The sequence below is a fragment of the Spirosoma arcticum genome, from assembly GCF_054779955.1.
Window position 1 is genome coordinate 84,219 of sequence record NZ_BAAGXG010000021.1, and the last position, 11,951, is coordinate 96,169.

Here is an 11,951-nt window from a genome sequence, read left to right on the forward strand (position 1 = left end):
TCCTTTCTTGTTATCTTCACCAATGATTTACCTCGACAACAACGCCACGACCCGGCTCGACCCGCGCGTTCTGGACGCGATGATGCCGTTCCTGACCGACAATTTTGCTAATGCGGCCAGTACGCACCCGTTCGGGGTGGGGGCCGGTGAAACGGGCACGGCAGCACATGGCCGATTTAATGGGCTGTGAGACTCATGAATTAATTTTTACATCGGGGGCGACTGAGTCCATCAATCTGGCTATTAAAGGCGTTGCCGAGCAGTATCAGCACAGAGGTAAGCACATCGTCACGGTTCAGACTGAACACAAAGCCGTGCTGGACGTATGTGGCTATCTGGAAACGCACGGTTTTGAGGTCACGTATTTACCCGTTCAACCGGACGGTTTGCTGAACTTATCGTTGGTGAAAGCCACCATCCGACCCGATACGATTTTGGTGTCGGTTATGCTCGTCAACAATGAAACCGGCGTTATTCAACCGATTCAGGAGATCGCACAAATGGCCCACGCAGCCGGTGCCCTGTTCATGACCGACGCGACGCAGGCCGTGGGTAAATTACCGATTGATGTCGACCGCGACCACATTGACCTACTAACTTTTTCGGCGCACAAGTTTTACGGACCCAAGGGGGTAGGCGGGTTATTCGTACGGCAGCGCCGACCCAATAAAGTAAAGCTGGAAGCCATCCTGCACGGCGGAGGACACGAACGCGGTTTCCGCAGCGGCACCCTCAATGTGCCAGGCATCGTGGGTTTGGGTAAAGCGGTTGAGTTGACCAGGCTGGAGATGGGGCAAGATGCGCAACGGGTTGGTGCGTTGCGCGACCGTTTAGAAACCGAACTACTGACTATCCCCGGCACGTCGGTTAACGGCAGTCGTGAGCACCGGCTCTACAACACGATAAATATTCTATTTCGGGACTGCGACTCTGACGCGTTGATTATGGGGTTAGAGGGCATCGCCGTCTCGAACGGTTCAGCCTGCACAGCCGCCAGCATCGACCCGTCGCACGTGCTGCTGGCTATGGGGTTGAGTGAGACCGAAGCGTTTTCCTGTCTGCGGTTCAGTCTCGGTCGCTTCACCACCGACGCCGACATTACGACCACCGTAGATGCCGTTCGGGGTGTGGTTGAGGGGTTGCGGGCGTTGGTGGGATAATCTACCGACGCGTTGCTGTTACGTCCCTACGGGACGATGGAACACGGGCGAATTACCATCATTCTACCGACGCCTTCGGCTGTTACGTCCCTACGGGACAAAACGGAAAAACACGATGCTATTTGTGCTACCAACGCTGCGCTATTAGGTCCTTACGGGACGATACATTATATGCCGTCCCGTAGGGACCTAATAGCGTAGCGTCGGTAGATCGGTGTCGGTCTCCACATTTTCTTGTCCCGTAGGGACATAACAGCAACGCGTCGGTGCAGACATTCGTAAAAAACCGAACTTGCCCTTCTTCTAAACCCCACCACTATGCCCAACACCTATACCCAAATTCATCTGCAATTGGTCTTCGCCGTTAAACACCGAACCGCTGTTATTGCGCCCATCTGGAAATATGACTTGTATGGCTATATGACGGGCGTTATTCACAACCACGGTCACAAACTACTCGTTATCAATGGGATGCCGGATCATGTTCATATCTTGATCGGTATGCGTCCCACACAATCGCTTTCCGACCTGATGCAGCAACTCAAACAGGATTCTTCCAAATGGATCAACGACAACCGCCTAACGAGAAGCCGGTTTGCCTGGCAGGAAGGCTACGGTGCATTTTCGTATAGCAAAAGCCAGCTACCGGTCGTTATCAAGTACATTGAAAATCAGGAGAATCACCACCGTACCCGAACATTTCTGGACGAATACCGACGATTTTTGGATGCGTTTGGTATCGAGTATTATGATGCCTATATATTCAAGCCGTTGGAATGAGAGTTCATTCCCAGAGGACAAAAAGATTGGGGTGATTGCCGATTCAACCGACGCGTTGCTGTTACGTCCCTACGGGACAAGTCGTTAATTGCTGTCCCTTAGGGACGTAACAGCCGAAGGCGTCGGTAGCGGTAGAACACGGGTACCGGGTATCATCCCCACATCAAACATACCGCAACCAACTCATCTCTGGGTGTTCCAATTTGTAACGGCCATACCAACGACAGAGCGGATACAGCAACACCACCAACCCCAACCAGACGACGTACACCACCGGCAACGACACACCCGCCCCCGCCGGTCGGCCAAAACTCAGTGGACCAATCGGCATATCGCTCAACTGGTAGCCCTGCCCCAAAAACATCCCAATCATGGCCGCTTTCACCAAATACCAGTGAATGAGGTAATAGAACAGCGGCACCTTTCCGTAAACCGTCAGCACGCGGGTAACGACCGTATTGGCCCCGTCGGCTAACCACAACATTCCGAACATGATACCCAGCGTGACGGCCGCGTAGAGCAACGACGGCGGGTATTTGCTGACGTTCAGGAAAGACAAAACCGTAAACAGGCCGTCTTTCTGGACGGTCCAGGGCGTGGCGTTACCGTACACATTAATGGCCCGTACCACTAAAAATAACCCCAGCAACGCTACACTAAATTGCAGCAGCCGCTTCCGGCGCTGATCCATCGGTAAGGCGAACACCGGCCCGCACGCAAACCCCACCAGCATGATTCCGAACCACGGAATGAGCGGATACGCGACGAGCAGCATAAAATTAGCGCTGATTGGAAACACATCCGTGCGAAACAACAATGACCAGCCCAATCGGGCCGCCGGATTGGCGAACGTAGGTACCAGTTGGAGCAGGTCGTGTAGGAAAATAATACTCAGGCCAATAATACCCAACCACCGAACCGGTAACTTAGACAGCGCTGATAGCAGCACTAAGCCGCCACCGATTACGAAAATCACCTGAAGCATGAGTGATCGGAACTGAATATCGGTCCAGAAGGCGAAATTGATAAGCGTAATTTCCAGCAGAATCAACACCAACCCACGTTTCAGCAGAAATGATCGGGCCGACTCCGTGCCGCGTGACGTCGCGGCCCGATCACCCGTACTGCGTCTTTGCAGCGACAGGTAAGCCGACGTTCCGGAGAGGAACACGAACGTAGGGGCGCAGAGATGGGTGATCCAGCGGGTCAGGAAAACCGGGGCGGTAGTCGTTGCGAGATTTGTAGGGTCCTGCGTCAGGGCGGGGATATGAAGCAGATCCCGGACGTGGTCCAGGGCCATAACCACCATCACGATGCCCCGGATCACGTCAATCGTCTCGACTCGTTTCATGTTGCCTACCTATCTGATTTAGGTAAGCAACATACGAACAATCTTCTTTCGCTCAGCCCGCCAGCGTTGATACGCCCTCCCCCGCTTCCTCCGGCTGGTGAGTCTCAATCGTGATTTACCCCGGCTGAGCGAGACCACAGCCGCCGTCAGGACCAAGGCGGTCATCACCCAATACACAGATCGCATACCCGCTAATTGGGCTATTGGACTCGCCGGGCTGGTCTGGTGCGTTAGGGCATAGTAGTTACGAACACTATACCAGACGGCAGCCGACAGCGCAATGCCGACCACCAACCCCATGTTCCGCATGAAGGCAATCACGCTGCTGGCTACCCCGCGTTGCGCCAGTGGAGCGGCATTGAGCGCACTGCTGCTATTGGGCGACTGAAACAGGGCAAACCCAAAACTAACCAGCGAACTGCGCCAAACTACATCCTGCCAGACCCAGTCGGCCCGCAGAAACGAGAACGCGAAATAACCGGTAGCCGCGATAATCAGACCCGTACTGGCCAAGCCCCTTGTACTGACCCGGCTCGACAGATACCCACCAATGGGCGCAATGACGCTCAGCGTTAGTGGACCGGCCAGCAGCACCAGCCCCGCCATCTGGGGGGTAAATCCTAAGAGTTGCTGGAGAAAAAACGGAATAATAAACAGATTACCGCCCGCAGCCACGAAGCCTAACCAGGCTGCAACAATGGCCGACGTGTAGGGACGAATTTTGAACAGGCTCAGTTGCAGCATTGGCGCAAGTGTACGGCTCTCCCAGACGAAAAACAGCCCCAGCAGCACGAAACCACTACTCAGCAGACCCAGCACGAGCGGATGCCTCCACCCGTAGTCCGGCTCCGGCCCAAAGTCCAGCCCGGTTAGCAATGTCGTTACGCCGACCAGAAACAGCCCCGCTCCGACCAAGTCAAACGGCTGTCGGGGTTGCGTAGGACTGGGCGGCAGCACCACCGACGCCCGCCAGATGGCGATTAGCCCGATGGGTACGTTGACGAAGAATATGCTCGACCAGCCAAATTTGCCCAGCAGCAAACCGCCCACCACCGGCCCCGTGCTGGACCCAGCCGCTACGATAGCGCCCATTAGCCCCAATGCCTGCCCCCGTTCCTGAGCGGTGAACGTATCGGAGATGATGGCGGGCGCAATGGCGAAAATCATGGACGCCCCCAACCCCTGCACGATTCGGAAGCCAATCAGCGACGCAACGTTCCACGACAGTCCACACAGCAGCGAACCAAATACGAAGACGGCAAATCCGGTGATGTACATCGACCGCCGACCCAGCCAGTCCGATAGTTTGCCCATGATGAGTAGCGTACTGGTGGTCGTGAGCAGGTAGCTGAGCACAACCCACTCGACACTGTCACCGGCATTCAGTTCGCGCCGGATGGTGGGCAGGGCAATGTTGACGATGCTGCTGTCGAGGGTCGCCATGAACGTTCCGAAGGCCAGCGTAGCCAGCACGAGCCATTTGTTAGGCTTAGTCTGGGGTGATGATGCGGTTGTATTGAAGGTCACAACGAATACTAAATAGGAGACTACTCAGTAACTTTCCCTCCGCCCGGTTGTTTGCTGCGAGTGTTAACCAAGTAAATTTGTAGGTCAAGTACAAATTTACTTGGTTGATGCTAAGGGAGTTCTACTATCCCAAAGGCTGCTTATCTATCTTTCTGCATACTCTTTTTCTTGCTGTAAAGGCATGATCGCATTACCGTAAATTTAAAGTAAATATTTAATTTTACGGTGTAATGATTGACCGTACGCTTAGCACAGATTTAATAGAGCTGGTAAAAGACCGACCAGCGGTAGCTCTTCTTGGACCCCGTCAAGTAGGAAAGACTACCTTAGTGAGAACGCTGACAAGCCAGTTTACCCCTGAACCAGTCTATCTTGATCTGGAATCTTTAGAAGACCTAAACCGTCTGCAAAACCCTGAACTTTATTTATCAGAACGACAAGACAAACTTGTTATCATCGACGAAATTCAGCGGATGCCCCAACTATTTCCGCTGCTACGGTCGCTTATTGATCGCCACCGGGTCGCCGGACGGTTCATTCTTTTAGGCTCTGCATCTCCTCAACTGCTTCAGCAAAGTTCAGAGTCCCTGGCGGGTCGTATTGCCTACCTGGAGCTTCAACCGCTTACCTGGCTGGAAGTTCAGGGACAAATTCCTTATCAGCAACACTGGCTGCGTGGTGGCTACCCCGATATGTTGCTGGCTGCCAGCGACCGCTCTGCCAGTCGACGTATGAACGACTTCATCCAAACGTATGTAGAACGAGACTTACCCAGTTTAGGTCTGGGGGCTTCACCCGCCCGCGTACGTACACTTCTATCGATGTTGGTGAGTGTTCATGCGAATCAGTTGAATATTTCTGAATTGGCTCGTTCATTGGGATTGAGTGTACCGACCATTCAGCACTATCTGGATTTCCTTGAACAAGCTTTCTTGATTCGTCGGCTGTCTCCTTACTTCGTCAATATCGGTAAACGGTTAGTCAAAGCCCCCAAACTGTACATCAGAGACAGCGGTATGTTTCATGCGTTAGCGGCCATTCAAACGACCGAAGCCCTCAGTGGTAGTTTGCACGTGGGTAGTTCGTGGGAGGGCTATGTGCTTCAGCAGGTAGTGGCTAATCTGGCCTATGATGCCCAACCTTACTATTATCGCACAGCCGACGGATCAGAACTGGATTTAGTGCTCGTACGCGGAGGCCAACCAGTAGTAGGCATTGAGATTAAATATACCAACGCCCCTGTCCTAAGCCGGGGAAACTACATTGCCAGCCGCGATTTGAATACAATCCCGTTGCTGGTCGTGACACCTTCGGCTCAGGATTTCCGCCTTGACGCCCAGGCTCAGGTTTGTAGTGTAGCAACGCTCTGGCAACACCTGCTTCCCTACAACGTGCTGAGCGATTCGTTACCATCGGATTCCTGACAGGTAGTGGCTCAACCAGCCACCGGCTTATACGTTATCACGTACAATTTTGACGCTTCTTTGCACATGATAAACTGCTCGTGTGTATTTTGTGTACATGAGTGGTCTATTTTATCTAATCATCATCTGATGTCTGAGTATCTATTTTAATCAGTTCCTTGACTTGGTTGAGATGATTAATTCTCTTGTTGATGCGCTCTAAATCTTTTTCATTTTTCGCATCCTCTTCTCTTGGAAATTCAATGTAACCGCCAGCCACCAACAAAACGTCCGTAATGTTACCGCGTCCGACACCAGAGAATTGAAAAAAATCACTAGAAAAGTCAACTTTCCTGACTTCGTCAAATAATTTAACAAAACGTTCTTTGCGCAAGTCCGCCGTTTTTAGCGTTCTATCGATGTCTTTCTCCTGATTCAGAATACGTCTAAGTGCATCAAAAAGTCCTTGAATACCTATAGTTCTAATGATCGATGAATTGACCGGAGCGTTATCAAATAAAACATTCTCAGCAGCTTTAAAATAGTTAAACACTATTTTATAGATTACCAAATCTAAAGCCTCCAAATACTGATAACGCAAAGGTGAATTATCAGTAGGAAGAATACTTCTAACCCGTTCTTTCAAAGGCAGTTTTTGCAACTCATATTTATCTTTTTTCGGGTTAGTGGAAATTAACCGAAGTATTCCATCCACAATAGTTGCCGTTGAGACCAACTACTTTGAGTTTTTAAGTTCTTTTCTTAACACATCGTCAATTTGAGGAGCAATTTTAATGTGACGATAGAAGGGGCTATCTGTATCATTGTTAAATTTATTATGTAAAGCAATTGCTAATTTGTCAGGTGACCAAGAAGGAGAATCTTCATCGTCTGCATTAAATCCAAACTGAGCATACGCTAAACTCTTATCAACCTTCTTCTGGTTAGTATTTATCGTTGCAAATAGATAAGCTTGTAGAGCATTAGGCAAATCTATATATACAGAACAAACTAATTCCATCCTTTTGGCTTGGCTATTAGCGTCCTTAAATCCAAAGATTCTATGTTGGCCGTCGATAATGGATGCTAATTTTTTATTTGTTGGAATTATTAATTTTCCGTTTTCAAATCTCCATCTCAATCCTTCATCACTTACATTAAATCCATCTTCATCATAATTAGCGGACAATATAATAGAATTAGGAAATGCAGCGTCGCTACCTTCAACAAAATCTTTAATTTCTTTTACTCGCTTGTCTTCATCAAGTATGCGTTGATTACCTCTTAGATTACCTTTCTCATCGTATCGAATTGGATCTGAAAATGTCATCTCTAACAATTCCTCAGCGTTCAGCTTACAAACATAAAAAACGTCAAAGGGTTGATTAAATTCGATGGCTTCTAACTCTCTGTAATGCATATATTGCGCAGTTATAATATATAGCTAGGATCATCTCCATCTAAATTATTCCCCGTAGGATTAGCACCACTTGGATCAACGGGTTTAGTCAAGTTGGGGTTTTCAGCATTGGCCAGCCACCAAGTGGATAATGCCAGTATAAGACCAAACATCGCTGGTATGTAACCCAACTCATCTTTAAAAACGTTAGTTAGCCAAAACAAACCAACACCAAGTAAAACTGAGCAAATGCCAACCAGTCTTAAAATTTTCATCTGAGATTCTGATTTTGCAGGATCGTCGCTGGACAATATTAAATCAGCGGATGACGAAGCTAAAAGGGCTATAAAATAAGTAGCTATACTAAGCGTAATATTCCCGTGATTTACCAGGCAATTCCTTAATTCAATCTCAAGTGTAGTGAATACACCAGCCAGGCCAACTATGACAATTATCACTGAGAAGTATAAAATAAATTCAGGATGGCTAACAGGTTTTTTAAGTCTATTAGCTGTTGTTTCAACTAGATCATTCCACTTCGAATAATCTAGTTTGCTTTTTTGCCAGTAATCACGAAAACTTCCCTTTGACATTAGATAAATAAGGTGTTTAAATCTTACGATCAACGCGTCATCACTCCACCAATTTCACAAGTGTAGGCTGACCCTGTTCCAAAATGAATGCTTCGCCACGTGGCAACCGGCCAATATCATTCAGCATATCTTTGGCTTGCTTGCTGTTTAGGCTAAACTTCTGTTCTAAAAACTTGTACGACGAAGGTGTACAGCCCAGCACCATCGGGAACTGAACCAATTCTAAGAAGTTAAAGTCAGCCTTGTCATAATCGTCCGGTGATTGTGATGCTAAGACGACCATGCCGCCCGACGAACGTACCTCGCGAATCATGCTGGCCAGCACCTTCGAGCGCTTTTTTGAGGACAAAAAATTGTGTGCTTCATCGATCACGACGACCGTGCGCAGTTGTCTGGCTCCTGATGTCTCGTTAAAGATCGAAGGCCCCTCTTTTTTCAACTCTTGAAAAATTTGACGGAGCACGAAAAAGCAAACTAAGTCCTTTCGCTCAATGTCGTGAATATCGACAATCAGCGTTTTGTTGAGCCAATGCTGATAGATGTGCTCATCATTGTTAGCGAAGTAATGCTGATCTATTAATGGGCGCAACACTGACGTCAGGGAATCAGGACGGTCATTAAGTTGCTGAAGTTCGTCGCGGACGGTGCGGAAATCAGGATAAGGGGTTGTGATTTGGTAGCTGTTTAAAATAGCTTGGTACAGATTGTTTTCCTGTACCTTACCAATGTTAGCTTCTACTTCACGCACAATCTCGACAATCCGTTCGGCCGTTTGAATGCGTTCGCGTTCGTCGGTTCCGGCGTTGGCAAAAGGGTTCAACGGCAATGGCTTGGTGCGCACCGGAATCACCTCGGCAATGGTATCCTCAACGAACTTACGGTCCTTGGCAATGTCGCCGTCTTTGTAGTCGAAAATGATAAAGTGCGTTTCATAGTTCGAGTTTTTGCGTATCTCCCGCAGAAGGTGCTTCAAAAAATACGTCTTGCCCGAACCTGACCCGCCCATGATTGCCATGTGAGGATTATTTGCTTTGTTCAGATCGTAGAATACGGGTTGCTGACTAACCTTTTCCGTACCAATCCGTACACGAACCACATCTGTTTGATACGTATCAACGGGGGGCTGATTATCGCTGTTTCGACTCGGTACAACGTCGTCTAACTTGTAGCGAATCGCGCTGTTGCTAATCAACACAGATAAGTAATCGTAGCCTTTGACTTTTTCGGTTTCGGTAAAAATCAGCCAGAGACCGTGCTCAATGTGTTGCGTCAGCAAATCAACATATTCATCATCTTCAACCTTGCGCAGGTAGCCTTGCGACAACAACGCTTGAAAATAAAGCCGGTTTCCCTGCTCCAACGTAGTGAGCGGAATGGATTTTCGACGCCGGTCTTTCTCTGGTATTTCTACTGAAGCTGATACAACAGCCTCAGCTTTGGTTTGCAGCGACCGTCCCAATGCAATCCGGGCAGGCACATAATCATCTTGTCCACGCAGACTAAGCCGTTGTTTGACATTAGTTAGGTAATACGAGGCAAGTTCACTCAGTGAGATTCGGTCTCTCATGCTACTTCTACTTCGGCGAATGGGTAACCAGCCCTGACGAGTGATTCACCGTCTGCGTTCTCAATGGTCAATTCGAGCGCTACGAATGGCTTAATCAACTGGTAATACTTATTGACAATTTCTTCATCCTGCGAGAGCAGGATGACTTGGTGACTGGCTTTCGGAAAATACTTTTTAACAATATTGGAGCGGTGCAGGCTATCCAAACGGCCAAACGGCGTGTCAACAATAATCGGCATCCGGCGTCCCGACACCTGTACGAGTGCCCATAGTAGCGAGATAGCGTAAATCTCTTTCTCGCCCGCCGACAGTTTAGTTTTATCTAATTTGCTACCCCGTCGGTCATACAAATCCACGGAAAAATTTTGTTCTGGCATTACCTGAACTCGTTTTACTAATTTGTCTTTGTGAGCCAGCGCATTCCACATACCCTGAATGGCGACTTCTAAGTCAGCAGTGCGCTTAGCTTGAAACCGTCGCTGAAAATCCTGAATGACGGTGTTGGCTTGTTCGCAATACGTAATTTGTCGGCGTTGCTCATCACTAACCTGCGTCCGTTCTTCCCACTTACTGATTTGCGATTTAATTGATTCTATCTGTCGACGCAGTTCGTCATTAGCAAAGATTAGTTTATCTCTTCGCTCTATCAAAGCACCAACGCTACGCTCAATCTCTCCCTTCTTGTCGAACAGCCGCTTGATTTCATCATTGTTATCACCAGCGTAGCTTTGCGTGTTGCGGATTTTGTTCAATGTGTAATCAATATTCTTCAAGCGGCTCGACTTAAGTGCCAAGCTATCAATAATACGATGGCTAACACTGTCGAAAAAGTCTCTAACCTTATCTACCTCACTGGCAGACAAGCCGTGAATAAATTGAACTCCGGTAACCTCATTATCTTGAGCATTAAAAAACGTATCTCGTATAGACTGATCTAAACGAACGCCATAAAAACGTTTCTGCAAGGAGTTCAACAGCAACGTCTCCTTTGTATTTATTTCAGGCGTGAAGACAAAGTTCACAATTTGGTCAATTTTTGGCTCAATTTCCCTCTGTGCAGCCTGCCAACTTAACAGCTTTTCCTCGTTTGATAACTGCTGTAAAACTTCATCACAAAGAGAGTTTGGAAGTAGAAACGGCAAGTAGTCTGTAGCATCGTTAACGTACTCACTCTCCAAAGTCATTCGTTCGCGCTCCAACTCAGTCCTCTGTCTTTCAAAGTCGGTTCGGTCTTTTGTTTCGATACGAGTCACACGATAAGTTTCATTTTCTATCTTTTCAAGGTCAATCTGAAGTTCATCTAATTGATTGTTAATTTCAGCTATTTCAATACCGTTATCCTGAATCTCACCCTCTTTGTGTTGGCGATCAAGATTCATCTTAGCTAATGATTCTGCCGCTTGCTTATTTTTATTGTAATCCGTTAAAATTCGACTTCGCACTTGTTTAATGTCTTCGCTCAATGTAGAATAAAGACTAATGCCTAATACCTTCTTCAAAGCGTTAGAGAATTCGCTTTCGGGATCACCAGCAAAATCCTGAATTTTTTCCCCATCAAACAGGAAGAGTTGCGCTACATCATATGGCAGCAACATATTAACCCGGTCTTGGTACTCTGACCGATCTAACTCTTCGACAAGCTGTCCGTTTTCGAGTATATCAAACTCTTCTAAGGGCTCTCTGACTATTCTACCTTCAAGAAGCTCAAAATTCCAAGTACGTCTGAGACTGATATTTTTTGGGAAATTACCGGTGAGCGGTACATCATCTAAAAATAGCTCAACGCACATCTTACCTACGTTCTGACCACTCTGTTTGATGTCATTATTAAGTAGCGCTCCGATGAAACTGTGATAGTTCTCAAACTTAGCTCCGCGTGTTGGGTACAGTTTATTTGCCCCACTGCCGTACAGACATAAGTAAAGGGATTCAAGAAAAGTAGTCTTTCCAGCCCCGTTCAGACCACCAATCAGAACTACATTCTCTTCGGCGGTCAGGCTACTACTCAACCCTTCGATCTGGTGATGACCTTTGAAGCTTTTGAAATTAGTCAGGTAAATACCCGAAATGACCATTGTAAGTAATTAGGCAAATTTAGAATAGATCAACTATTTTAGCGGCATGAGCCGCAAAGAAAAGCATATTGATCTTGTTGAAGCCGAGCTGATTAC

General features: G+C 47.8%; 9 protein-coding genes and 1 pseudogene. 3 read left to right on the top strand and 7 right to left on the bottom strand.

The window, feature by feature from the left end; genetic code table 11:
• Window positions 1–22 precede the first annotated feature (22 nt).
• Together ACYVHB_RS28830 and tnpA are read left to right on the top strand one after the other, a co-directional pair.
• Window positions 23–1,160: pseudogene (locus tag ACYVHB_RS28830) on the top strand (cysteine desulfurase family protein).
• Between the two features lie 318 nt (window positions 1,161–1,478).
• On the top strand, window positions 1,479–1,940 hold the full coding sequence (gene tnpA, locus ACYVHB_RS28835; RefSeq protein WP_461055366.1) for an IS200/IS605 family transposase: 462 nt from the start codon (window positions 1,479–1,481) through the stop codon (window positions 1,938–1,940).
• Window positions 1,941–2,103: 163 nt separating this feature from the next.
• Here tnpA and ACYVHB_RS28840 read toward each other — a convergent pair whose 3' ends face one another.
• Complete coding sequence (locus ACYVHB_RS28840; RefSeq protein ID WP_461055368.1) at window positions 2,104–3,291, bottom strand: DUF1624 domain-containing protein; 1,188 nt, start codon at window positions 3,289–3,291, stop codon at window positions 2,104–2,106.
• An 18-nt stretch (window positions 3,292–3,309) separates the two neighbouring features.
• Window positions 3,310–4,818 (bottom strand): MFS transporter, encoded by a 1,509-nt coding sequence (locus ACYVHB_RS28845; RefSeq protein ID WP_461055370.1) that lies wholly within the window; start codon window positions 4,816–4,818, stop codon window positions 3,310–3,312.
• Window positions 4,819–5,048: 230 nt separating this feature from the next.
• Here ACYVHB_RS28845 and ACYVHB_RS28850 point away from each other — a divergent pair, with 230 nt between their 5' ends.
• A complete protein-coding gene (locus tag ACYVHB_RS28850; RefSeq protein WP_461055371.1) occupies window positions 5,049–6,242 on the top strand; it encodes an ATP-binding protein in 1,194 nt (397 codons plus the stop codon).
• A 115-nt stretch (window positions 6,243–6,357) separates the two neighbouring features.
• Here ACYVHB_RS28850 and ACYVHB_RS28855 read toward each other — a convergent pair whose 3' ends face one another.
• Genes ACYVHB_RS28855 through dndD form a run of 5 tightly spaced genes read right to left on the bottom strand, consistent with a single transcriptional unit; the run spans window position 6,358 to window position 11,855 of the window.
• Window positions 6,358–6,936 carry a ParB N-terminal domain-containing protein gene (locus tag ACYVHB_RS28855; protein WP_461055372.1) on the bottom strand — a complete coding sequence of 193 codons (579 nt, stop codon included), beginning with the start codon at window positions 6,934–6,936 and terminating at the stop codon, window positions 6,358–6,360.
• A gap of 21 nt (window positions 6,937–6,957) precedes the next feature.
• Entirely contained in the window at window positions 6,958–7,641 is a 684-nt protein-coding gene (locus ACYVHB_RS28860; protein WP_461055374.1) for a DGQHR domain-containing protein, read from the bottom strand.
• 11 nt (window positions 7,642–7,652) lie between these two features.
• Window positions 7,653–8,213 (bottom strand): hypothetical protein, encoded by a 561-nt coding sequence (locus tag ACYVHB_RS28865; RefSeq protein ID WP_461055375.1) that lies wholly within the window; start codon window positions 8,211–8,213, stop codon window positions 7,653–7,655.
• Window positions 8,214–8,253: 40 nt separating this feature from the next.
• Window positions 8,254–9,780, bottom strand: coding sequence for an ATP-binding protein (locus ACYVHB_RS28870; RefSeq protein ID WP_461055376.1), 1,527 nt, complete (start codon window positions 9,778–9,780; stop codon window positions 8,254–8,256).
• Window positions 9,777–11,855 (bottom strand): DNA sulfur modification protein DndD, encoded by a 2,079-nt coding sequence (gene dndD / locus ACYVHB_RS28875; protein ID WP_461055377.1) that lies wholly within the window; start codon window positions 11,853–11,855, stop codon window positions 9,777–9,779. Before dndD ends, ACYVHB_RS28870 begins: the two co-directional genes overlap by 4 nt.
• Window positions 11,856–11,951 lie beyond the last annotated feature (96 nt).

Bases quoted from the DNA above. Each gene is read 5' to 3' on its own strand.
- tnpA (WP_461055366.1), top strand. From the start codon at position 1,479: ATGCCCAACACCTATACCCAAATTCATCTGCAATTGGTCTTCGCCGTT.
- ACYVHB_RS28840 (WP_461055368.1), bottom strand. From the start codon at position 3,291: ATGAAACGAGTCGAGACGATTGACGTGATCCGGGGCATCGTGATGGTG.
- ACYVHB_RS28850 (WP_461055371.1), top strand. From the start codon at position 5,049: ATGATTGACCGTACGCTTAGCACAGATTTAATAGAGCTGGTAAAAGAC.
- ACYVHB_RS28860 (WP_461055374.1), bottom strand. From the start codon at position 7,641: ATGCATTACAGAGAGTTAGAAGCCATCGAATTTAATCAACCCTTTGAC.
- ACYVHB_RS28865 (WP_461055375.1), bottom strand. From the start codon at position 8,213: ATGTCAAAGGGAAGTTTTCGTGATTACTGGCAAAAAAGCAAACTAGAT.
- ACYVHB_RS28870 (WP_461055376.1), bottom strand. From the start codon at position 9,780: ATGAGAGACCGAATCTCACTGAGTGAACTTGCCTCGTATTACCTAACT.
- dndD (WP_461055377.1), bottom strand. From the start codon at position 11,855: ATGGTCATTTCGGGTATTTACCTGACTAATTTCAAAAGCTTCAAAGGT.